Raw genomic sequence first — 23125 nt, forward strand, 5'->3', positions numbered from 1 at the left:
CCGGGCGAATGTCCGGCTTCTTCGTTTCAAAAATAAAACGATAAGGAGTGAGAAACATGAAATTGCTTCATACCGCTGACTGGCATCTTGGAAAAACATTAGAAGGTAGAAGCCGCCTTCCTGAACAACGAGCGTTTCTTGAAGAGCTTCAAATGATTGCAGATGAAGAAAATGTAGACGCGATTTTAATGGCTGGTGACGTGTTTGATACCGTCAATCCCCCAGCAGCCGCAGAAACCCTTTTTTATGAAGCTGCTGTGAAATTAACGAGCAGAGGCGAGCGTCCACTTATTATTATTTCGGGCAACCACGACAATCCAGAACGCTTATCGGCTTCACGTCCGTTAGCTCATACAAGTGGCATCACGATTATAGGATTTCCAACAACGGATCCCGTTGACATTACAGTTCGAAATGGACAAAAGCTTTCCATCGCAGCTCTGCCTTATCCATCGGAATCGCGATTAAATGAATGCTTAACAGAAGGTCAGGAAGAAGATGCACTCCAGCTCGCTTATGACGATCGCGTAAAAAAACTATTTAGCGATTTATCTGAGGCAGGTAGAGAGGATGCTGTTCATATTGCGATGAGTCACATTTACGTAGCTGGAAGTCGTGAAAGTGATTCAGAAAGACCGATTCAAGTTGGTGGAGCTTATACGGTTTCTGCCAATTCCTTGCCAGAACAAGCGCAGTACGTGGCGCTTGGACATTTACATCGCCCTCAGACGATTACGAAAGGTTCTGCCCTTGCCCGCTATTCAGGCTCTCCTCTCGCATATAGCTTTTCGGAGGCCAATCAAGCCAAATCAGTGACGATTATTGATGTTGAGCCGGATGGACTAGCTCACATTAGTGAAATTCCTTTACAGTCCGGAAAACCGCTTGTGCGCTGGGTTGCAAATGAGGGAATCGAACAAGTGTATACATGGTTAGAAGAAGGAAAAGACGAGGAAGCATGGATTGATCTCGAAGTGCATTTAGATGATACGCTTTCCATTGAAGAAATCCATCGTCTTCGCAGTCAACATAAAGGCTTTATACATATTAGACCCGTTTTCAAAAAGAAAGAAGAGCAGCGTGAAGTGTCGTATGCGAATTTACCAATAGAAGAGCTTTTTAAACGGTTTTATGAAAAGCAAACAGATGGTGCTGTACCAGATGATGAACTTGTCCAGCTTTTTCTAGATTTATCACAGACAGAGGAAGATGAGTAAGAGAGGAGTGAGCAAATGAGACCAATTACATTGTCCGTTTCAGGACTGCATAGTTTTCGTGAAAAACAAGAGATAGACTTTGAAACGCTTTGTCAGGGAGGGATTTTCGGGATTTTTGGCCCAACAGGTAGTGGGAAATCTTCTCTTCTTGATGCGATGACGCTAGCTCTTTACGGCAAGGTTGAACGGGCAACAAATAATACCCAGGGGATTATGAACCACGCGGAAGATACCTTAACTGTGTCATTTACGTTTGCACTAAGTGACTTACGCTATCGTGTAGAACGTACGTATAAAAGGTCAGGCGATGTATCCATTCGCTCTGCTAATTCTCGTTTGATCGAAATTGGTGAAGAGAATACTGTACTAGCAGATAAAGACCGCGATGTCTCTCAAAAAATCCAGGAAATTCTCGGTTTAACAATTGATGATTTCACTCGCGCTGTTGTTCTACCTCAAGGGAAGTTTGCGGAGTTTTTATCACTCAAAGGAACAGAAAGAAGGCAGATGCTCCAGCGCCTTTTTCAACTTGAAAAATATGGTGATCAGTTCAACCGTCGATTAAAATCACGAGTGGATGAGAAAAAACATCATTTAAATGAAGTATCCGCCGAGCAAACAGGCCTTGGCGATGCCTCAAAAGAATTTCTTAAAGAAGCGAAGAATGCTTTGGATACGGCTGATAAAGCAGCTCAAAAAGCGAAAGAAGAACTCATTTCAGCCGAAAAGCAAAAAGAACACGTGATGGAAATCTGGAACCTTCAACAACAGCTTGGGGACCTCCAAGCTAAAAAAGACACGCTTTCAAAAGGTCAGGCTGAAATCGACGCAATTGAAGAAAAGATCGCCAAAGCAACGGCGGCTGCGCAAATAAAACCCTATTTAGATGCGGTTGAAGCGACTGAGAAAGAAGTGCAGGATGCAAAGAGTCGTTACGAAGAGACGAAACGTGTATTAGAAGAAATGAAATTCTTCTTTCAAACAACGAAAAAAGCATACGAGGAAGAACGATCGAACAAAGAGAAGCAAGAGCCCCTCCTTATTAAACAACTAAATGATCTTGAGCGAGGCTTAGCTCTTGAAAAAGAAATCAATCAGATTACCAAACAGTTAAAGGATATTGAACAGCAGTCTGCCCGACATGATAAAGAAGCGAAAGCGGCTGAAGAGGAAACATCAAAAGCGCAACAAGATTTAAAGAAAGCGCGGACGCTTCAGTCTGAATTAAATGAAGAACTTACAAGCCTACAGGTTACCCCAGAAAAACGAAAGAAAATGGGAAGAGCACAAAGTTTAAAGCAGGAGTTCGAGTCGCTCAGTAAACAGCTTGAATCGGCTCAGATTGAAGAAAAAAAGCAAGACAATGAACAAAAACGATTGCACCCTCTTTACAAGGAAACCATAAAAGATCTGAATGAAATGAGAGAGCGGTATACAGGCTATTACCAAGCTGTGCTTTCAACTTACCATGCTGTCTCTTCCCACAAATTAACGCTCGAACAGCACATCCGAACGATTCAAGAGGAAGTTGAACATAACGAGCGGAAACTAGATGAAAGTCGAACGCATGCCATTGCGATTCGGCTTGCAAAAGGGTTAGAAGAAGGCGACGCGTGCCCTGTTTGTGGAGCGAAGGAACATGTTCACCTGGCAGATGGAGAAGATCATACAGCGGAAATGAAAGATCTTCTACACCAAAAGGAACAAACGCGTGAAACATTAAAAGATAAGCTCCAATCAGCGAAGCAGCTTCAGTATCAGCTAGAACAAATGTCTGATGCGATGACAGCGCAAGAAGAAGGATTGTCTAACGTTCAGAAGGACTTGAACGAAGTGAAGCGTAACTTTTCAGTAGAAGAAATTCTTACTGAGATGAAGTCCCTTGCTCAAGATGTTCGTGAATTAGAAGAGAAAGTAAAGCTTTTAGGGAAGAACATTCAAGAGAAGCAGTCAAAAGTTTCTGAGTATGCTTATCAGCTGACGCAAGTTCAGAACGATCTTAAATCCAAGACTGAGAAACGGATGGATCTAAGCAAGGAAACGGCATCGATTGAGGAAACCATTCAGAAAGAATTATCTCTTTCCGTTCACCAAATTGAAGCGGAAGTGGTTCATATTGAAAAAATGGATCAACAAGCCGACGTTATTCGTGAAAGACTTTTGAAAAGCGGTCCTTATATTGAAGCAAAAGAACAACGTCTTCAAGACCTTCAGGAAAAGATGCAGCAGTATTCTGTGCGAAAGGTAGAGTTAACAAGTTCGCTTCATCAACTAACTGAACAATTGAAAAAAGCAGACGCAGATTATGTCGCGATTGTTGGAAATACGTCTGCACAAGAAGGTTTAGCACAAGTCAATAAGCTGCTAAATGAGATTCGTCAGGCTGAAAAAGATTCGCTCGAGCAACTGGAGCATGCACAAGAACGTCATCAGGAAGTGGAAAGGCGTGCCGCAGCTGATGAGAACTATAATAACGATGCGCAACTTCGTTTAAAGAAGGCTATCGAAACTTATGAAGCGGCTGAAGCACCTTCTATATTCGAAAATCGAACCCAGATTCGAAATGCTGAAGTTTCGCAGGAACAGAAACTTAATTGGGAAAAGCGTGTGGAAGCGTATTGGAATGAATGGAAGCAAACGGAGTACTCCATCGGTGAGCTTAACAAAAAGCTTGCGGGAAGAACGATCTCAGAAGATTATTACAACGAAACGATTCAGCACGCAACAAGAGCAAACGAAGTTCGAGAAGAAGCGCTCTCTCAATTTGCGGCAGCACGTCATCATCTCGATGATGTAACAAATCGACACGAGCGATATATGGAACTCGAAACGATCCGAAAAACGGTAAGTGATGAACTTGAAAAGCTTGGTAAGCTTCAAACTGTTTTCCGAGGAAATAGTTTTGTTGAGTTTATTGCCTCTGAACAGCTCGAACAAGTGAGTCTCGACGCCTCACAAAAACTTGGTGATTTAACCTCCCAAAGGTATGCGATTGAGGTTGATTCAGCTGGAGGTTTCTTAATTCGAGATGATGCGAACGGAGGAGTGAAGCGACCTGTTTCCACCTTATCTGGAGGCGAAACGTTCTTAACCTCTCTTGCGCTCGCACTTGCTCTCTCTGGACAGATCCAATTAAGGGGAGCACATCCACTGCAATTTTTCTTCCTGGACGAAGGTTTTGGTACATTGGACGAATCGCTACTAGATACAGTGATTACGGCGCTTGAAAAGTTACAAAACGAGAGTTTATCCGTCGGTGTCATCAGTCACGTACCAGAACTTAGGGCAAGACTGCCGAGAAAAGTGATTGTCTCCCCTTCAGAACCATCTGGTAGAGGAAGTCGAGTCGAAATGGAATCGTTGTAAGTGCAGGTTTGGTTGCGAGAATAATTCTTGTTAGCCAATAAATTGGTGCTTTGGCTAATATATTTCGAATTTGGCCAATAAAAAGGAAAAATGGCCAATATATTAAGATTTTAGTCAATAAAGTGCCATCTTGGCCACAAGCCGTACTAGTATATAGCAGAGGTATGCATGTCTAGGTGCGTCTTAACAGAGAGAAAATATGTCCTTTAGACATGTTTTCTCTTTTTTTCTTGAAAGATACTGTCAAAATACGAGAGTTTATGTAAAAATATGAATAGTAGTTGAGGTAATTTACATAGGAGGAACATGGATGTCGCATTCTATGAGACTAGTTTTAGGAAGTTTTAAACCTTATTCACACTTTCGACCACTTCATTCAGCCTATCGGTTGAAAGGGTCATGGTGGCGCTTAATTTTACTCGCTATTTTTTCTTTTCTAATTGTTGGGATTACATCATTTATGAACATTAAATATGCTGGAGAAATGCCAGAATATACGGGTATTGCCCCTGACGAGCGTATACTTTTTGTCCTCAGTGAAGTCATCACAGATGGTTTACTTGGTGTTCTGACACTAATCGTCATTGTGGTAGGAGGTGCGCTACTATACTGGCCGTTTTTTCAACAAGTTGGCTTCAAAAGACTTGCTTACATACATAGCTATGTTGTCTTTATTCTTTTAATCGGTATGCTTCTACAGCTACCCTTTATCCCATTTCTTCATGAACCGTCGCTCATTTCCCCGTATAGTCTAGGTGTTTACGTTGATTTGATAACAAACATTCCATTCTGGCTGTATTTTAGCTATAGTTTGTCGCTATTTCTTGCATGGGGCACGTTTGTTCAGTATGCGGCAATTAGGCAGAGTACTACGGTGTCCAGAGGATACGCTCTTTTCTGGATTATCATTTTAAACGTATTTATGGTTGCGATCACGGCTTATATGAGAACGGCATTTTAATGAAAAAGTTGGAGGGTCAATCTGTGAAACGTAAGTCATTGTGGATTAGTATTAGCGTTACGCTTGTTATACTTCTTTTTATTACTGCGAACACACTGATCATACAGAGTGTGATTGCAGGAGAGAAGAAGCTTGAGACCGCTACGGTAAAAGGGAAGACGTATCAGGAACTTTCAACTTTCGAAGGGGTCCTTATTCCGGAATTAGAGGAATCCTATTATTACCAATCATCTCGAGGGGATATCTCGAATGTGCTCGTAAATGAAGGAGACGATGTCTCAATAGGTACGTCCCTGTTTGAATATGATGATGGAGAGGCAGTTAATGTATCTGATTTGAAAGCGCAAGTGAACAAGGCGGAAACAGCTGTTTCTGTCCTTGATGATCAGCTAAATGACCTTGCTGTTCAGTCATCGAGAATTGAATCAAACGAGGATCTAGAAGATGAGCAAAAGCTTCAATTACAATTGGATGTCGAAGAACAAATAAGAGATACGGAGTATAAGAAAAGACTTGCAGAGCTCGATGTGAAAGAGTTAGAGCGCCAAATTGCTGAGGTAGATACTGAAAAAGTAGAATTATCCGTAGATTCAACCCTTGACGGAACTGTGGAGCAAGTAAACCGGACGCCAGAAGACGGGGAGAGCGTCGTAACACTATTGTCAAACAAGCTGACGGTTCAAGGTTCGGTTAATGAATTGAACTATCCGACGCTAACTGTGGATCAAGAAGTGGTTATTCGTTCAGGGGCTTATCCAGGACAACCAGCAACTGGCCGGCTGACAATATTAGAAGATCGACCTTATGAAGTGGATGAAGAGACGGGTCTCAGTATGTATCATTTTAACGTTATATTAAGTGAAGAAAGTGAAATGAAGGCAGGTACGCACGTCGTCATTGAAATCCCTCTTCATCAAAATAACAATGCGCCATCAGTACCTGAAGAAAGTATTATTGAAAAAGATGATAAGAGCTATGTTGTTGTTTATGAAGAAGAGGAGCTTCATTTAAGGAAAGTAGAGCAAGGCCGAATAGAAGATGGCAAGGTTGAAATTCTTTCAGGTCTTGAGCTAAAAGAAAAAGTGTTAACTAAGCCTAGAGAAGCCTTTACGGAATTGCTTTCAGAGAAGGAAGAAAAAGAGAAAGAGAATGAGAAAGAACACAAGCAACAAGGTGAGGATGAAAAACCAGAGGTGGATACCGAAAGCAAAGGATAACGGAAAGACCTGTCGTCCTGCAGGTCTTTTTTGTATGACGACATAAAGTTATCAAACTATTCATGAAACAGTACAGTGTTCATGTCATAATAGATTTAAGCGTTTTAAAGCAAAGGAGAGGTTCGTGTTATGAAGTTTGTTTCATTTAAGGACAAGGAAGCAGTTGGATTTGGTATTTTAGATGAAAAAAATCAGCAAATTATTAATCTAAAAACGTATTTTCACGACCAAGGTCTAGACATACCTGACCTGCGAACGTTTATCCAGCATGGGGAACTTCATTTGGATGATTTTCACGAATTTTCAGCTCAGTATAACGTTTCAGTCGAAGATGTGGAGATTCTAGCTCCTATCATGAAACCAGCCAAAAACATATTCTGTGTTGGAAAAAATTATCGTGACCATGCCATTGAAATGGGAAGTGAGAAAGACATTCCGAAGCATCCAATGATTTTTACGAAAGCACCCACAACCGTGAGCAGTCCAAATCAAGTGTTAACATTTGATCGTGAGCTAGCTGAAGCACTTGACTATGAGGGAGAGCTTGCGGTTGTGATCGGTAAGAAAGGAAAAGGAATAAACATGGATGAAGCCATGGACTATGTTTTCGGCTATACAATTATCAATGATCTTACAGCAAGGGATCTTCAAAAAAAGCATGGTCAATTTTTCGTAGGAAAAAGCCTTGATCAGTCCTGTCCCATGGGTCCAGCTATTTTACATAAATCTTCCTTAGTCGATCCTCATCAATTAACAATTGTTACGAAAGTAAATGGAGATGTGAGACAAAATGGCAACACGTCTGATTTCATTTTCAATATTCCTGAGCTGATTCACGTTCTCTCAAAGGGCATGACGTTAGAGCCTGGTGATATCATCGCAACCGGGACACCGGCTGGGGTAGGAAAGGGATTCAATCCGCCTAAATATTTAGGAGATGGAGACGTCGTCGAAATAGACATAGAAGGAATCGGCACTTTACGTAATGAAATAAGTATAAGATAACGTTTACGTGTTTAATTTATTCTCAAAAAAGGAATTGTTATCCAGAGAACCGACTAGGAGGGCTAGCAAATGGAAAAATTTCATTACATTAATGGTGAGTGGACAGGTCAGGATCTTGAAAAGCTTGAAGTGAACAACCCAGCAACCGGAGAACTCGTTGGTACTGTTCCGGTAGGTGGTAAATCGGAAACGAAGAAGGCAATTGACGCTGCACACCAGGCATTTCCAGCATGGTCAAGCCTTACTGCTTATGAGAGGGCATCATACTTAAAGAAACTCCATAGTCTTATGATGGAGCATGAAGATGAACTGGCTGAGCTGATGACGCTTGAGATGGGGAAGCCGCTTCATGAATCAAAAGGAGAAGTAGCGTATTCCGCTTCTTTTGTTGAATGGTTCGCAGAAGAAGGGAAGCGTGTATATGGGCGGACAATTCCTCCTCATAAAGAAGGGCGCATGATGGAAGTCCGCAAACAGCCGGTAGGTGTTGTCGGGGCGATAACCCCATGGAACTTTCCGGCAGCAATGATTGCGCGTAAACTTGCGCCAGCTTTAGCTGCAGGGTGTACGTTTGTCGTTAAGCCGCCTTCTGCAACGCCACTAACGGCCGTAAGACTTGTAGAGCTTTGTGAAGAAGCGGGAATACCAAAAGGGGTTGTTAACCTCGTTACGGGAAAATCTTCTGAAGTCGCAGGCGAGCTCATGAGTAACCCCCACGTTCGTAAAATGACGTTTACAGGATCAACAGAGGTCGGTAAGAAATTGATGGAACAGGCTGCAGAAACGGTGAAAAATATTTCACTTGAACTTGGTGGACATGCCCCAATTATTGTTCTGGATGATGCGGATATTGATAAAGCGGTAGATGGCGTGATTGCGTCGAAATTTCGAAATGGCGGTCAAACGTGCATTTGCGGGAATCGCGTTTACGTACAAGAAAGAATTTACGATGAGTTTATTTCAAAGTTCGCTGATAAAACGAAAGATCTTAAGGTAGGAAACGGATTAGAGAAAGGAACAGACATTGGCCCAATGATTGATAAAGATGGTTACGAAAAAGTTGAAAAGCACGTCCAAAATGCGCTTAGTCAAGGTGCTGAATGCGTCGTTGGTGGAGAAGGATATGAAGAGAACGGATCCTATTTCTACCGTCCAACAATATTGAAAGATGTAACGCCTGGCATGCTCATTATGAATGAAGAAACGTTTGGACCGGTTGCACCGATTCAAAAGGTGGAAACGGATGATGAAGCGATTAAATATGCGAACCAAACACCATTTGGTTTAGCGGCATACGTCTTTAGTGAAAGCGTTCGAAGAGGAAATCATGTGGTTAATGCGCTTGATTATGGAATTGTTGGCTGGAATGACGGCGTGCCGTCAGCTGCGCAGGCTCCGTTTGGTGGCATGAAGCAAAGTGGCATTGGTCGTGAAGGCGGTCATGAAGGGATAGAGGCGTATCTTGAAACAAAATACGTTTCAATCGGGTTATAGAATAGTAGAAAGCCTCGCTAAATTTAGCGAGGCTTTTCTTTATTGCTATTGTACAGATAATACTTCAGTAATTTGTTCGATTGCCCAGTTTAAGTCATCTTCACTAATGATTAGCGGAGGAGCAAATCGAATGACAGTTTCGTGCGTTTCTTTACAGAGTAAGCCTTTTTCCTTTAGCTTCTCGCAATATGGACGAGCTGCTTCATGAAGTTCAACACCTATGAAAAGACCGCGGCCGCGAACTTCTTTAATGACAGGATTGTTGATGGCTTTCAATTTATCTTGAAAGTAGTTTCCTAGTTCAAGAGAGCGATCGGCAAGCTTTTCATCTTCTAATACTTCTAAAGAAGCAACCGATACGGCACACGCCAGAGGATTTCCTCCAAATGTTGATCCGTGTGAGCCAGGAGTAAATACGCCGAGTACTTCTTCGTTCGCCGCTACACACGAGATTGGAAATACACCGCCACCAAGTGCCTTACCGAGAATGTACATATCAGGTTCAACGTTATCCCAATCACATGCAAAACGCTTACCAGATCGACACAGTCCGGCTTGAATTTCGTCTGCAACGAATAGAACGCGCTGCTCTTTACAATAGTCATATGCTTCTTTAAGGAAACCTTCAGGAGGAATGTTAATACCAGCTTCACCCTGAATCGGTTCAAATAAGAAGCCAGCTGTATTTGGGGTGATTGCTTTTTTTAACGCCTCAAGATCACCATATGGAATCAATTTAATTCCTGGAAGCATCGGACCAAATCCACGCTGATACTCCTCTTCAGAAGAAAGAGAGACAGCCGTCATTGTACGACCGTGGAAGTTTCCTTCACAAGCAATGATTTCTGCTTTATCTTTCTCTACGCCCTTAACTTCATAAGCCCAACGGCGCATAGCTTTTACGGCCGTCTCAACTGCCTCTGCACCCGTATTCATTGGAAGGATCATCTCTTTGTTCGTAAATTCAGAAACTTTTCGATAAAAAGGAGCCAGTTGATCGTTATGGAAAGCACGAGAAGTTAATGTCACGCGATCAGCCTGATCTTTCAAGGCCTGAATAATCTTTGGATGTCTGTGTCCCTGGTTAACTGCAGAATAAGCACTAAGCATATCCATATAACGATTACCTTCAGGGTCTTTAACCCAAACACCCTCTGCTTCTGCAATAACAATTGGCAGTGGATGATAATTGTGTGCACCGTATTGCTCTGTCATTTGGATAATGTCTTTTGTTTGTACCATATTACCTTTCACTCCCATTCGTTTAATTCTTGCTTCCTTTCTAGTATAACAATGAAATCGTTTCCTTCCTATCATTTGAGGAAAATTAGGAAGGATGTTCCATTACCTGCTCGGAACAGTTTTTCGTGATATGATGAGTAAGATACTGTGGTAAAAGGAGAGATCATGTATGCTACATGCCCATTATACGGCCTGGGGGTTAACACTTATTCTTTTTCTTGTAAGCTACTTCTTAATGAGAGCTGGAAAAGGAAAAGCGCAAAATAAAATTCATCTGGTTCTTCGGATATTTTATATTCTTACAGTCATTACGGGAATGTTTCTTGTTGTAGGGTATCAATTTTGGGGTCCTTCCATTGTAAAAGGTGTGGTTGCGCTTTGGCTCATTTTTTCAATGGAAATGATTCTTGTAAGAGGAAAAAAAGAAAAAATCATTTGGCCATTTTGGCTTCAATTTATGTTCGCTTTTCTCCTCGTTGTTTTTTATGGGTATTCTGTACTGCATCTTTATCAGCTATAAGTCCTAAAACCACCTCATTATAGGTGGTTTTTTTCTATTAAACGTTTCATTTATTTGTGCCGATATAGGAAGTAGGGTAGATTGGCATATTTCTGGAATAGATGTATTCGTACATTCGAGTTTTTGATATTATAGACATAGTAAAAACTTTCGAATTAAAGGCATTGAAGGATGAGGTGTGAAAAGCTTGAGAACATTTTCAGTTAAGGTCTCTCACAAAGAAAACCTGCGCGAATATATGGTGAATCATTCTGAATTGTTTCAGGCGCATGCCGTATTCGTTCAACTATATAGCTTTTCGCATAACAAAGAGCGTGCGGCTGGTGTTGCACAGACGATAACGACTTTCTTACCTCATGCCGTGCTCATTGGGACGACCGCGGAAGGCGCATTTTATGAGAGTAACTCGGTAACAGAAGGCATTCTGGTTTCTTTTACTACGTTTGATCATGCAGAAGTGAAACCATTTGTAATTGAAAGTTCCACTTTCCATAAACCATTTGAAGGGGATTCAAACGGACTTGTCATTTTATTTAATAGTGGAATCGATGATCAAACTGTTTTAGCAATGATGGGAAAAACACCCTTTATAGGTGGTAAAGCTTCTGCAATGAACCAGACTTCCTTCATTGTAGCAGGTCAGCAAATTCTATCAAAAGGGATTGTAGGCGCCCGCATAAGTGGACAGAACCTGCATACAAAAGTTTATGAGGAAACCTTTTGGAAACCAGCAGGTCGATCGTTCGAGGTTACAAAAGCGCTTGGCTCCCGTCTTTTTGAAATAGAAGGTCTTTCTTCACTAGCGTTCTATGAGAAGTATTTAGGGTATGATATGGCGAAACGGCTACCTGAGTCGTCCGCTCATGTGCCTTTGCTTCACTTATTAAATGGAAAAGAAACGCCAATTTCCGTTTTAAAGAAACACCGAGATGGTTCTGTGACGATAAACGCGTTTCTTGCTAAAGGATCGAAGCTACAGTTTTCTTATGTAGACGCCACACAAATGGCTCACTCTTATGAGCGAATCCAAAAACACGCTGAAATGGATGGCTTAGAAAGTCTTTTTTCTTTCTCATCTGCTTCGCTTCCGAAGCTTTTTGCAAACGGAATTGTTCGTTATTTTGATAGTCTAGAGGAGCTTGGCACACTTACATCTGTTTTGCTTGAATCTGAATATTACTCAGATGGCACTGATTTTCACTACGAAGAGAACAGGATGGTCTTTGCGCACTTCAACGAAAAAGATGTCAAACAAAAAGCTGTAAGGCATTTACCATTACACAATCAGGAGATGAATGACTTGGATGGTTTAATGGCACTATCACATTTAATTAAAGCTTCCACAGAAGAGTTAGAGACGTTAAACACCAATCTTCAGCAGTCAGAGCAGCGCTTTAAATCTCTGTTTGAACAAAACCCCAATCTTGTTTACTCTGTTGATGTATACGGTAAAATTACGAGTGTCAACCCGGCACTAAAATCGCTACTTGGATATACTTCTGAAGAAGTGATGAGTAAGCATTCCCTTCAGTTTGTCTCTTCTGAAGATGTCCAAATGACTAGAGAGAAATTTTATCAAACGTTCCAGGGGATGGCTCAAACGTATGATGCTCATCTTGTTCATAAATCCGGAGTCAGCGTGTTATTTACCATTACAAATATCCCGATCATTGTAAATGGAGAAATTACAGGTGCTTACGGAATTGCCAAAAACATTATGAATCAGCGAAAGGCTGAAGAGAAAATTGCTCATCTTGCGTATTACGATGTTCTTACAGAGCTACCTAATCGCCTATTATTTGAGAAATTATTAAATGAATCATTAAAGAATGAAGAAGAAAAACTAGCGGTGATGTTCATCGATCTTGACCGGTTTAAGTTAATCAATGATAGCCTTGGTCATCAGCGCGGAGACCAAATTCTAAAACAAGTAACCTTACGTATAAAGGAAGCTATTAAAGATGACGCCGTTCTTGCAAGGTTTGGTGGGGACGAATTTACCGTTCTCCTTCCTGGACTTACGTGTGAAAAGGATGCGTTAATGCTCGCAAAACGTGTTGTTGATCATCTAAAACAGCCAATTCTCTTTGATGATGTTGAGTACTTTATGACAGTTGGCATCGGGATTAGTCTGTTTCCACTTGATGGACAGGATTTGGATACGCTCATGAAAAATGCTTATATCGCATTGGATCGAGCGAAACAACAGGGTGCTAACTATATTGAGTTTTATACAGATGAAATGACAGATGAAGCTTTTGAACGTTTAGAACTTGAAAGTTACTTAAGAAGAGCGCTTGAGAAAGAAGAGCTCACGTTATTCTACCAGCCTCAAGTGGACCTTGATGAGAAGAAAATTTATGCTTGTGAAGCATTGATTCGCTGGAATCATCCGAAGCTTGGTCTCGTTTCCCCAGCTCAATTTATACCGCTCGCAGAAGAAACTGGTTTGATTGAAGAAATTGGCATTTGGGTGTTAAATGAAGCGTGCATGCAAACGAGTAGGTGGCAGGCGCTTGGATACGACGATTTATCCATTAGTGTTAACGTGTCTGGTCGACAGTTCCAGAGTGAGCGATTCGTTGAATCCGTTAGAGAAGCTTTAAGAGCTTCGGGACTCTCGCCTCATTCGTTACATCTAGAAGTAACGGAGAGCACAACGCTTGTGAATACCGATTACAGTATTTCGATGTTAAACGAATTACGAGGAATGGGAATTAAAGTATCGATCGATGATTTTGGTACTGGTTACTCGTCTCTTAGTTATTTAAAAGATTTTCCGCTTGATATCCTTAAAATAGACCAATCCTTTATTCGAAATCTTCAAGAAAATAACGCAGATGCAGCGATCGTAAAAGCTGTCATCACGATGTGCGAAGGGTTGAATTTATCAATCGTGGCAGAAGGAATTGAAACGAAAGAACAGGGAGACATTATTCGAAGCTTTGGCTGTAATTTTGCTCAAGGATTTTTCTATAGTAAACCTTTGAATAAGGACCGTTTTGAAAAGCTTCTTCTATCAAAACGCTTTCCGCTAGCAACGTAAGGAAGATCGGCCCACTGTGGTCGGTCTTTTTTTTGTGAGTTACTTTACTGGAAAAATCGGTTTAAGAGACTCAGCATTCAAACGATTGTTATATTCGCCGCAGAGACTATTCTCGAATGTGCTTCGACTGTTTCAAGCATTAATTGGAAGGGAATAGAAAAAGTAGCGAAAAAGAGGTGATGGTACATGGATTATGATGTGATGATCATAGGTGGAGGCATATCAGGACTTACACTCGCTGTTAAATTAGGGCAGTGTAATGTGAAAACGCTATTAATTGAAAAAGATAAAAAGAGCGGGTTGATTTATAAAGGAGAACTTCTTCAGCCAAAGAGCCTAGAAGTTCTTGATCGGATTAATGTGTTAGAAGTTGTGAAAGAGAACGGGTTTCTTTTACCTTCGATCGAGTTTTATGAATATAACCAAACTGAAGATGGTTCGATGGAACAGCTTAGCGCAAATGAATTCCGCTACGATGTCATTCCCTCTCCATACAACACGTCACTTATGATTCCACATGAGCGACTAAAAGAACTTTTGTTTAAAGAGGCTTCGAAATATGATTCGGTTGACTATATACAACCAGCTAAATTAACGGGTTTTACTGAAGAAGAGCCCGAGAACAGGAAAGCCATTATTCAAACGAAAGATGGAGAGCGTGAAATTCACGCCAACTTTTATATTGGCGCCGAGGGAAGGGCGTCTCCGACAAGAACGGCAATGGAAGTTGAAATGAAGAATACGAAATACAATCACCATTTCTTAACAGTTTCGTTTCCCAGACCAGAAACGCTCAATCAGTCAACGATTATTACGACTCAAAATAAATTTGTTGGCCTTTTCCCGCTTCCAAACAACGAAGTGAGAAGCGTTATCTTAATTAAACCAGGCGAATTTAAGACGATGCGGGAAGAGGGACTTGAATCGTTCTACCGTGCCTATTGTGAACTCATGCCTGAACTTGAAGGGTACGTGCAACAGATTGATACGTGGAAAAAGATTCAGCTCATGATTCCCGTCAGACACAATGTTTCAAACTACGTGAAGAACAATTTGATTTTGACCGGAGATGCGGCTCATAGCGTTCACCCTATGGCAGGTGAAGGTATGAACCTGGCGATTCAGGATTCAGATGTGTTAGGAGAACTTCTCTGCTGGATGTTTCAAACGGATCAAACGGATTGGAAGCATCTAAAGTGGTATGAAAAAGTAAGAAAGCCGCGAGCAGAATATGTTTCAACATTAAGCCACCAGGCTGCATTGCTTTACTCATTTCCTTATCGTCCGTGGCAGAAGCTTCGTATAAAGGGAGTGAACCAAACAGAGCATTCCCCGCTCCTTCATTTTAAACAGATGCTGAATACATCGGGGCTGGGGATTTGGAAATTCACCTTATTGGATCGTATGAAACAAGCAGGATTCATTCCAGCTTCGATAGGGAATGGGAAATTAAGTAAGTATCCTGAAGAGAAAATGATGTTTACAAAAGAAGATGACTATCCGTGGTATCGCAAATGAGACGGGAGGAAGTAAAATGAAAGAAATAAAAAAAATCTGGCGTGCTCGAAAATGGATGAAAAGTAATGAGCCCTTTTTATATGCCTGGCACGCTCACGTAGGATATGTACATGATTTATTTGATGAATTCGAATCCGGCTCAACCGTCTCAAGCGTTGCGACCAAACGAGACATGAATGAACTGCTTCTAACAAGATGGGCCGATGTTGGAGTGGCAATCGGTCATTTAACAAATGAAAAGAATGGAAACATTCGTTCAAAGAAACATATGGTGGAGTCTATCTCCAAAAACAGTGATCAGTCTGTTGGCATTTTATTAAAAGAAATGATGGAATTACATATTCCGATTTTGCTTTCTTATCCGGATTTACTAAACAAAGATCAGCATGCCTTATATCAGGATGAAGATTATGGTGGAACTGTTGCAGCGACATCAAGCTTTATTGAACGGTTTGCTTTTCCAAAAATTTATCAAGCTATTAAATCAACAAATGCAACTTCTGTCATTGATTTTGGTGCAGGATATGCAGGTTATTTATCGCGTATTGGGGCGAAGCTTGAACATATGAAACTTGTTGGAATTGAGAAAAATCGATCGGTTTGTTTGGATGCAGAGGAGAACATCCATTTTCCGTTAAAATCACCGATTAACCTGTATCCTGATGATATGATGACGTGGAAATGGGACGGGGAGCCATTTGATGTAGCCATGATGAACAATTTACTTTACTATTTTGCCCCTGAGGATCGAGTGAAGTTGTTTGAGAAAGCCTATGAAGTAACAGGGAGAAATGGTCAGCTTCTCATTATCACCCCAATGCATGAATCCAAGCATGGCCTTGCCTTTTCAGCAGCGTTTAATAGCTTCATGAGTGCACACGATAATCTTTTTCCGCTGCCAAGTCGCAATGAAATGGAAGAGCTTGCTGCTGAAACTGGATTTCAATTAAAGCAGGTAAAACCCGTTGTCAAAGAAGGCGCATGGTACTTCTTGCGTTTTCAAAAAGTGTGAGACCTTTTAAAAGGTCTCTTTTTTTCGTTGTAACTGAGACATTTTGCACGAAACTTAGGCGTATGCATAATGTGAAAAGAGAGCAACGAGGGGAGGAAGATCTTTTTGTGTGGGATAACGGGATGGGTGGATTGGAAGAAAAGTCTAACAGGCGAAGAGAAAGTCCTCCAGCATATGGCGCAAACTTTATCAAAAAGAGGACCTGATGCATCAAACCATTGGGTTGATGGTCATTGTGGATTTGGTCATACGCGTTTAGTCGTTGTCGATCCGGCTGGTGGAAGTCAGCCGATGACAAGAAAACATGGTGAAATCAACTATACCATTTGTTATAACGGTGAGTTATACAATACAGAGGATTTACGCAAAGTTCTCCTCGGTAAGGGGTATACTTTCCAATCTCATTCAGATACGGAAGTTCTTTTAACATGCTATGTTGAGTGGGGAGAGCAGTGCGTGGATCATTTGAATGGTATATTTGCCTTTGCGATTTGGGATGGAGAACGTCTCTTTCTTGCAAGAGACCGACTTGGAGTTAAACCATTATTCTATCGTCAAAGTGGAAGTTCGCTTCAATTCGGATCTGAACTTAAAGCGATACTTACGCATCCAGACGTCAAGAAGGAGATCGACCGAGGTGGTTTACAAGAAATCTTTGGCCTAGGTCCATCTCGTACGCCAGGTCACGGTGTTTTTCGTGGAATCAGTGAGCTCCGGCCGGGATTTGCTATGAAATTTGAACGGAGCGGAATTCGAATTTGGCGTTATTGGAATGTTGTCAGTACCGATCACACGGATGACCTTGATACTACGGTGGAAAAGGTTGGCGATCTTTTAAAAGATTCGATAAAAAGGCAGCTTGTAGCGGATGTTCCCGTTTGTACGTTTTTATCCGGCGGGGTAGACTCTAGTGCGATTACTTCGGTTGCTGGGCGCGCATTTCAGGATGATGGGAAAGGTACGCTTCGTTCTTTTTCCGTAGACTATGTGGATAATGATAAATACTTTAAGAGTAGTGAATTTCAGCCTAATTCAGATGCGCCTTGGATTAAAAAGGTTTCAGCAGAACTTGCAACAGATCATACGAACTGTGTGATTGACACGGATCAGCTTGTTCATCATCTAAAAGAAGCGATTGAATGTCGTGATCTTCCAGGCATGGCTGACGTCGATTCATCTTTGCTATGGTTCTCAAAGGAAATCAAAAAACACGCAACTGTAGCGCTATCTGGTGAGTGTGCAGATGAGATCTTTGGTGGTTATCCTTGGTTTCATAAACCGGAACTATTAGATCAAGAACAGTTCCCATGGATGCGGTCCACTCTTGAAAGACAGGCGATGTTAAAAGAAGACGTTCGGAATAAGTTGAAATTAGAAGACTACGTGATTGAAAGGTATCGTGAATCGATTCAAGAAACCCCGGCGCTTGATGGCGAAAGTGAAATCGAAGCAAAAAGAAGAGCCCTCTTTTATTTAAATTTAAATTGGTTTATGACAACGTTACTTGAACGCAAAGATCGTATGAGCATGGGGGCTAGTTTAGAAGTTAGGGTGCCGTTTTCCGATCATCGAATCATTGAATACGTTTGGAATGTACCGTGGGAGATGAAGATGCTTGATGGAAGAGAAAAAGGGCTATTGCGTAAAGCGATGACTGGAACACTCTCGCATGATGTACTCTACCGTAAAAAAAGCCCTTATCCTAAAACGTATAACCCGGCTTATACGAAAGCTGTTTCTTCATGGCTTCAAGATACGCTTAATAATAAGCAAGCGCCACTCCTCGAATTAATCGATCAAAAAGTTGTTCAAGAAATTATTGATTCAGAAGGCAAAGCATTTAAAGTGCCTTGGTTCGGTCAGCTAATGGCTGGGCCACAATTAATTGCTCACCTTGCTCAAATCAATTACTGGATGGAACATCATAACGTGAATTTAGTAGATTAAGAAAAGGACCGGAGCGAGGGGCTCCGGTCCTTTCTATTGGTGTTTATAGTTTAGGGCTCCAAGTGCCTGGCGTGTCTAAACGGAGGCTTCCGCTTTTCGTAGATCTAGCTGCGCGGGCCAAATCCTTCGGCTGTTTCGCCCTATCGATTGAGACAAAAAGCGTCTCATTCGATAGGGCTCCAACATCCTGCAGATTTAAACGGGCCCGGTCCGCTTTTCGTAGATCCAGCTGCAGTGGGCAGACACTCGGTCACTTCACCATCCAACTCGAACACAAAGAGCGTGTTCAATTCGGATGGTTCCAGTGCCTGTCGTGTCTAGACGCCCACTTTCGCTTTTCGTAGATCCAGCTGCAGCACCCAGACACTCGGTCACTTCACCTTTTCATCCGAACACAAAGGGCGTGTTCAAATGAAAAGGCTCCAGTGCCTGCCGTGTCTAAACGGGCGCTTCCGCTTTTCTTGTCTAGCTGCAGTGGGCAGGGTCTCGATCGCTTCACCTTATCAAATGAACACAAAGACCGTGTTCTTTTGATAAGGCTCCAGCGCTTGTCGACCCTAAACGCCCACTTCCGCTTTTCATGAGATCCAGCTGCGACTCGCAGAAACTGCGATATTTCACTCTTTCACCAGAACACAAAGAGCGTGTTCTAGTTCTAGAGTTCCAATATCTCCGTTTCTAAACGCTCGTCTCCGCTTTTTGTATTACCCACTAGTTTTTGCTTTGGCTTGGGGTTCTTTAACACCTGGTTCGAGTCCGTTGAGTCGATCGATTAGGCCGTGGCCGAATGGAGAAGGGGATGATGGGCTTTCGTTGTTGTTTAGAATGCCGCCTCTAAGCTCGTATGCTGTTGAGCCGTGCTCTGCGAAGTCAAGTCCTTGAATTTCTTCTTCACGAGAAACGCGAATCGAAGAGAAACGAGTATAGATGAATAAAAAGGTGCCGACCGTTCCCATTGTCCAGGCCATAACAGCTAGAATTCCGATTGCTTGAACAAGGATGAGTGATGCTCCGCCTCCATAGAGTAATCCGCCATCGATAGCAAATAATCCGACTGCTAAAGTTCCCCATACCCCGCATACCCCGTGAACTGCAATTGCTCCAACAGGATCATCCAATTTCACGCGGCGATCGATCAATTGAACGGCTTCAATTAAAATAACTCCAGAAATGAGACCGATAAACATGGCGCCTATTGGGGACACGCTTGCTGTACCTGCTGTAATACCGACTAATCCAGCTAATGCGCCGTTTAGTGTTAAGGAAGCATCAATTTGCTTGTAGCGCACGTAAGAATAAAGGGCACTTCCAATGACGCCACTTGAAGCTGAGAGAAGAGTGGTTGCTACGATAGTAGGAATAAGTGCGTCGCTTGCTGAAAGGGTACTACCTGCATTAAAACCAAACCAACCGAACCAGAGAATGAATACTCCAAGAGCGCCGAGTGGAATATTATGTCCTTGAATAACATTTACCTTGCCGTTCGAATATTTCCCAATACGTCCTCCGAGAAATGCTACGGCAACAACAGCTCCAAGTGCACCGGTCATATGAACAACCGTTGATCCTGCAAAGTCCGTGAACCCTAACTCTGCAAGCCATCCGCCACCCCAGATCCAGTGGCCTACGACAGGATAGACAAATCCAATCATGATCACTGTAACACCGATATAGCTAATCAGTTTCATTCGTTCAGCTACTGCACCAGAAATGATCGTTGCACAAGTTGCTGCAAAGACGGCTTGGAATACAAAGAATCCAAGGTTTTCAGATTGTTCAAAGAGAAAGAAGCCATCACTCCCAATAAATCCGCCTGCTGACGAACCAAACATGAATCCATAGCCAACAATGAAGTAAAGAACTGCACCGATCGACATGGTTAGTAAGTTTTTCATTAAAATATTTAATGCGTTTTTCGAGCGAGTAAATCCAGTTTCAACCATTGCGAATCCTGCATGCATAAAGAATACGAGAAATGCAGCAATCATAATCCAAACCGTATCCATTGAAGCACTCAAGGCACTTACTTCTGTAGCATCACCTGCTGCGAAGACATGCCCACCTGAAAGAAGAAAGAGAAGAGCGAACAAACCAGTCATTTTTTTCATCGAATTTATCATCCTTTTCTTTTTATTTAAATGCCGTTAGTCCATGTTCACCAGATCGTATGCGAATGACATCCTCGACGGGATAGACAAATATTTTCCCGTCCCCAACTTCTCCAGTTGCACATATATCTCGAATATTCTTCACCACATGATCAAGAAGATGGTCGTCAAAAATGAGCTCTACTTTAATTTTTGCTTGAAGTGAGACTTCGAAATGACTCCCTCTAAACACGCCTGTTTGCTTTTTTTGTAATCCGCATCCGGCTACCTCGGAAACGGTCATACCTGTGATTCCTTCATCTCGCAATCGATCTCTCAGATCCTGAAATGCTTCAGGACGAATAATGGCTTCTACTTTTTTCATATAAGACCCTCCATGTCAGTTTTTCTAACATTGCCTTTTTTCTATATCCTAATGTTATGCTCAGAAAATGCGAAATTCAAGGTTATTTTTAGAAAATTTAAAATACTTTGTAAGAAAATCTAACTATGTCAGAAATGAATTATCAGAATACTTGAGGCGGTATAAGGGTGGTTGCGCTTACAGAGTAGTTAGAGAGTTTGAAGCAAAAAAATCTCCCGGATTCAATATCCGAGAGATTCTTCCTTAATTTAAAAGCAAAATCGCATAGCCAAATGATTTGAGATGAAGTAGAGAGCCATGCTCATAGTGACTGCCCAATAGACTTTTAGCTTCTTCTTGCAAAGAAGATAGATCAACATCTACTTCATCGGATGAATTGTTTAATAGAAAGAGAAGTGTTTCATCTTTCCCTTGCTTCTTGTATTGAATTAGCGTTTCATTTGAATCGATGATTTTAAAATCTCCGCCATTGCCAAATGCTGCATACTGTTTTCGAAGAGAAAGAATTTCTTTTAGAAACTCATATAGCTCGGTATCCTGTTCGCTCTTTTCCCATATCATACATTCGCGGCATCCAGGATCTGCGCCACCTTTCATTCCAACTTCGTCACCATAATAGATGCATGGCGTTCCTGGAAAGGAGAATTGAAGGATGTACATGAGTTTGACAACTTCTTTATTTTCTTTCGCTAACGTTAAAAGTCTTGGGGTATCATGACTTCCTAATAAATTAAACGCAACCTTATTGACGTTAGCGGGGTAAGAATGAAGAAGTGAAGAGAGACGGTCTCCCATCCTTTCGGCAGTGATCGTGTTAGAGGCGTAATGGTCAAGAAGGGCAGACGTTAGCGGATAGTTCATCACAGCATCAAACTGATCCCCTTGTAGCCAAGGCATTGAGTCGTGCCAAATCTCCCCAAGAATATAAAGTTCTGGTTTAACTTTCTTTACTTCTTTCCTAAATTCGCGCCAGAAACGATGATCAATCTCATTGGCGACATCTAAACGCCAACCGTCAATATCGAACTCTTCAATCCAATAGCGACCAACTTGAAGTAAGTACTCTCTTACTTCTGGATTTTCTGTGTTTAGTTTAGGCATTTTGGCTTCGAAAGCAAAAGTATCATAGGAAGGCAGAGGCTTTGTTTCAATTGGATAAGAGCGGACGTGAAACCAGTCTTTATAACGAGATTTTTCACCGTTTTTTAGTAAATCTTGAAACGGTTCGAAGTAATAGCCGCTATGATTGAAAACAGCGTCAAGCATCACTTTGATTCCCCGCTCATGACAGGCATCTACAAGTTTTTTAAACGTTTCTTTATTTCCAAATTGAGGATCAATCTCCATATAATCAATCGTATCGTATTTATGGTTTGATTCAGCTTTGAAAATTGGGGTGAAATAAATCCCGTTTATTCCAAGCTCGATCAAATGGTCAAGGTGTTCTAAAACTCCTTGAAAGTCGCCACCAAAAAAGTTATTTTGCTGAGGAGGGTATTCACCCCACGGCAGTGTTCCTTTCGGATTTAGCGAAGCATCACCGTTTGCAAATCGCTCAGGAAAGATTTGATACCACACTGTATCCTTCACCCAAGAAGGCGCAGTGAAAACATCAGCACGATTGAGAAAAGGAAAACTAAAATAGTCATTTGTTTCTTCAGGTTGCTTTTCATAGAAGCCTTTTTCTGTATAGAAATAAGTTTCATCCTTATCTTCAAGATAGAATCCGTATCGTAAACGGCGATAAGGCGGTTTAATCTTTATGGTCCAATAATCAAAGAGTGAATCTGAACCGCTGACAACTAGCTGCTTAGACGTAAATTGCCATTTGTTATTTTGCCAGTCGTAGGGGTCACCATAAATGAGTGAGACTGAAGTAAGATCGTCTTTTTTTGTCCGAATCATAACATGTAGTGTTTCTTGATCATAAGCATATGCATAGTTGTTCTTTGGACGGTGATAGATAGCTTCTTTAAGCATAAAAAAATACCTCCTCGTGCAATCGCTTGCATTTAGTTTTAAAAAAATTATCCTAGCTTTTTATGATAGAAGAAAGGTGTTACGTGTTCCTTCCCTATCAAATGTAGAAGATCAATCGCTTCTAGTCA

At 41.6% G+C, this 23125-nt stretch carries 15 protein-coding genes; 11 read left to right on the forward strand and 4 right to left on the reverse strand.

Annotation, left to right across the window (positions count from 1 at the left end; genetic code table 11):
- The first annotated feature begins 56 nt into the window (after positions 1-56).
- The 6 genes from PQ578_RS12165 (at position 57) to PQ578_RS12190 (ending at position 9260) form a co-directional block, all read left to right on the forward strand.
- Positions 57-1217: an exonuclease SbcCD subunit D gene (locus tag PQ578_RS12165; RefSeq protein WP_273834581.1), complete on the forward strand. Its 1161-nt coding sequence runs from the start codon at positions 57-59 to the stop codon at positions 1215-1217.
- Positions 1218-1232: 15 nt separating this feature from the next.
- The gene (locus PQ578_RS12170) at positions 1233-4583 is read left to right on the forward strand and encodes an AAA family ATPase (protein WP_273834582.1); all 3351 of its coding nucleotides are present in this window, start codon (positions 1233-1235) and stop codon (positions 4581-4583) included.
- Positions 4584-4893: 310 nt separating this feature from the next.
- Complete coding sequence (locus tag PQ578_RS12175) at positions 4894-5544, forward strand: hypothetical protein (RefSeq protein WP_273834583.1); 651 nt, start codon at positions 4894-4896, stop codon at positions 5542-5544.
- Between the two features lie 23 nt (positions 5545-5567).
- Positions 5568-6761 carry an efflux RND transporter periplasmic adaptor subunit gene (locus PQ578_RS12180; RefSeq protein ID WP_273834585.1) on the forward strand — a complete coding sequence of 398 codons (1194 nt, stop codon included), beginning with the start codon at positions 5568-5570 and terminating at the stop codon, positions 6759-6761.
- 129 nt (positions 6762-6890) lie between these two features.
- The gene (locus tag PQ578_RS12185) at positions 6891-7766 is read left to right on the forward strand and encodes a fumarylacetoacetate hydrolase family protein (RefSeq protein WP_273834586.1); all 876 of its coding nucleotides are present in this window, start codon (positions 6891-6893) and stop codon (positions 7764-7766) included.
- A gap of 69 nt (positions 7767-7835) precedes the next feature.
- Positions 7836-9260 (forward strand): NAD-dependent succinate-semialdehyde dehydrogenase, encoded by a 1425-nt coding sequence (locus tag PQ578_RS12190; RefSeq protein WP_273834588.1) that lies wholly within the window; start codon positions 7836-7838, stop codon positions 9258-9260.
- Positions 9261-9305: 45 nt separating this feature from the next.
- On the opposite strand, the gene PQ578_RS12195 is transcribed toward PQ578_RS12190, so the two are convergent.
- Complete coding sequence (locus tag PQ578_RS12195; RefSeq protein ID WP_273834589.1) at positions 9306-10502, reverse strand: ornithine--oxo-acid transaminase; 1197 nt, start codon at positions 10500-10502, stop codon at positions 9306-9308.
- Between the two features lie 169 nt (positions 10503-10671).
- Between PQ578_RS12195 and PQ578_RS12200 the strand changes: the two genes are divergently transcribed.
- The 5 genes from PQ578_RS12200 to asnB all read left to right on the forward strand — a co-directional run bounded on the left by PQ578_RS12200 (position 10672) and on the right by asnB (position 18545).
- Positions 10672-11022, forward strand: coding sequence for a DUF1516 family protein (locus PQ578_RS12200; RefSeq protein ID WP_160920123.1), 351 nt, complete (start codon positions 10672-10674; stop codon positions 11020-11022).
- 187 nt (positions 11023-11209) lie between these two features.
- Complete coding sequence (locus PQ578_RS12205) at positions 11210-14068, forward strand: EAL domain-containing protein (protein ID WP_273834590.1); 2859 nt, start codon at positions 11210-11212, stop codon at positions 14066-14068.
- A gap of 186 nt (positions 14069-14254) precedes the next feature.
- The gene (locus tag PQ578_RS12210) at positions 14255-15586 is read left to right on the forward strand and encodes an FAD-dependent oxidoreductase (RefSeq protein ID WP_273834592.1); all 1332 of its coding nucleotides are present in this window, start codon (positions 14255-14257) and stop codon (positions 15584-15586) included.
- A gap of 16 nt (positions 15587-15602) precedes the next feature.
- A complete protein-coding gene (locus PQ578_RS12215) occupies positions 15603-16598 on the forward strand; it encodes a class I SAM-dependent methyltransferase (RefSeq protein ID WP_273834594.1) in 996 nt (331 codons plus the stop codon).
- A 105-nt stretch (positions 16599-16703) separates the two neighbouring features.
- Positions 16704-18545, forward strand: a complete 1842-nt coding sequence (gene asnB / locus PQ578_RS12220; protein WP_273834595.1) for an asparagine synthase (glutamine-hydrolyzing) — start codon at positions 16704-16706, stop codon at positions 18543-18545.
- A gap of 704 nt (positions 18546-19249) precedes the next feature.
- Here the strand turns inward: asnB and PQ578_RS12225 are convergent.
- The 3 genes from PQ578_RS12225 to PQ578_RS12235 form a co-directional block, all read right to left on the reverse strand.
- Positions 19250-20653: an ammonium transporter gene (locus PQ578_RS12225; RefSeq protein WP_273834596.1), complete on the reverse strand. Its 1404-nt coding sequence runs from the start codon at positions 20651-20653 to the stop codon at positions 19250-19252.
- Positions 20654-20675: 22 nt separating this feature from the next.
- Positions 20676-21017 carry a P-II family nitrogen regulator gene (locus PQ578_RS12230; RefSeq protein WP_098443077.1) on the reverse strand — a complete coding sequence of 114 codons (342 nt, stop codon included), beginning with the start codon at positions 21015-21017 and terminating at the stop codon, positions 20676-20678.
- Between the two features lie 243 nt (positions 21018-21260).
- Positions 21261-22997, reverse strand: coding sequence for a glycoside hydrolase family 13 protein (locus tag PQ578_RS12235; RefSeq protein ID WP_273834597.1), 1737 nt, complete (start codon positions 22995-22997; stop codon positions 21261-21263).
- Positions 22998-23125 lie beyond the last annotated feature (128 nt).

Source organism: Guptibacillus sedimenti (assembly GCF_028610665.1).
Taxonomy (GTDB): domain Bacteria; phylum Bacillota; class Bacilli; order Bacillales; family Guptibacillaceae; genus Guptibacillus; species Guptibacillus sedimenti.

What these genes read in the sequence shown, in the direction of transcription:
- PQ578_RS12235 (WP_273834597.1), bottom strand. Translation starts at nt 22,997, where the DNA reads ATGCTTAAAGAAGCTATCTATCACCGTCCAAAGAACAACTATGCATAT.
- PQ578_RS12190 (WP_273834588.1), top strand. Translation starts at nt 7,836, where the DNA reads ATGGAAAAATTTCATTACATTAATGGTGAGTGGACAGGTCAGGATCTT.
- PQ578_RS12165 (WP_273834581.1), top strand. Translation starts at nt 57, where the DNA reads ATGAAATTGCTTCATACCGCTGACTGGCATCTTGGAAAAACATTAGAA.
- PQ578_RS12215 (WP_273834594.1), top strand. Translation starts at nt 15,603, where the DNA reads ATGAAAGAAATAAAAAAAATCTGGCGTGCTCGAAAATGGATGAAAAGT.
- PQ578_RS12170 (WP_273834582.1), top strand. Translation starts at nt 1,233, where the DNA reads ATGAGACCAATTACATTGTCCGTTTCAGGACTGCATAGTTTTCGTGAA.
- PQ578_RS12175 (WP_273834583.1), top strand. Translation starts at nt 4,894, where the DNA reads ATGTCGCATTCTATGAGACTAGTTTTAGGAAGTTTTAAACCTTATTCA.
- PQ578_RS12200 (WP_160920123.1), top strand. Translation starts at nt 10,672, where the DNA reads ATGCTACATGCCCATTATACGGCCTGGGGGTTAACACTTATTCTTTTT.
- PQ578_RS12225 (WP_273834596.1), bottom strand. Translation starts at nt 20,653, where the DNA reads ATGAAAAAAATGACTGGTTTGTTCGCTCTTCTCTTTCTTCTTTCAGGT.
- PQ578_RS12195 (WP_273834589.1), bottom strand. Translation starts at nt 10,502, where the DNA reads ATGGTACAAACAAAAGACATTATCCAAATGACAGAGCAATACGGTGCA.
- PQ578_RS12230 (WP_098443077.1), bottom strand. Translation starts at nt 21,017, where the DNA reads ATGAAAAAAGTAGAAGCCATTATTCGTCCTGAAGCATTTCAGGATCTG.
- PQ578_RS12210 (WP_273834592.1), top strand. Translation starts at nt 14,255, where the DNA reads ATGGATTATGATGTGATGATCATAGGTGGAGGCATATCAGGACTTACA.
- PQ578_RS12185 (WP_273834586.1), top strand. Translation starts at nt 6,891, where the DNA reads ATGAAGTTTGTTTCATTTAAGGACAAGGAAGCAGTTGGATTTGGTATT.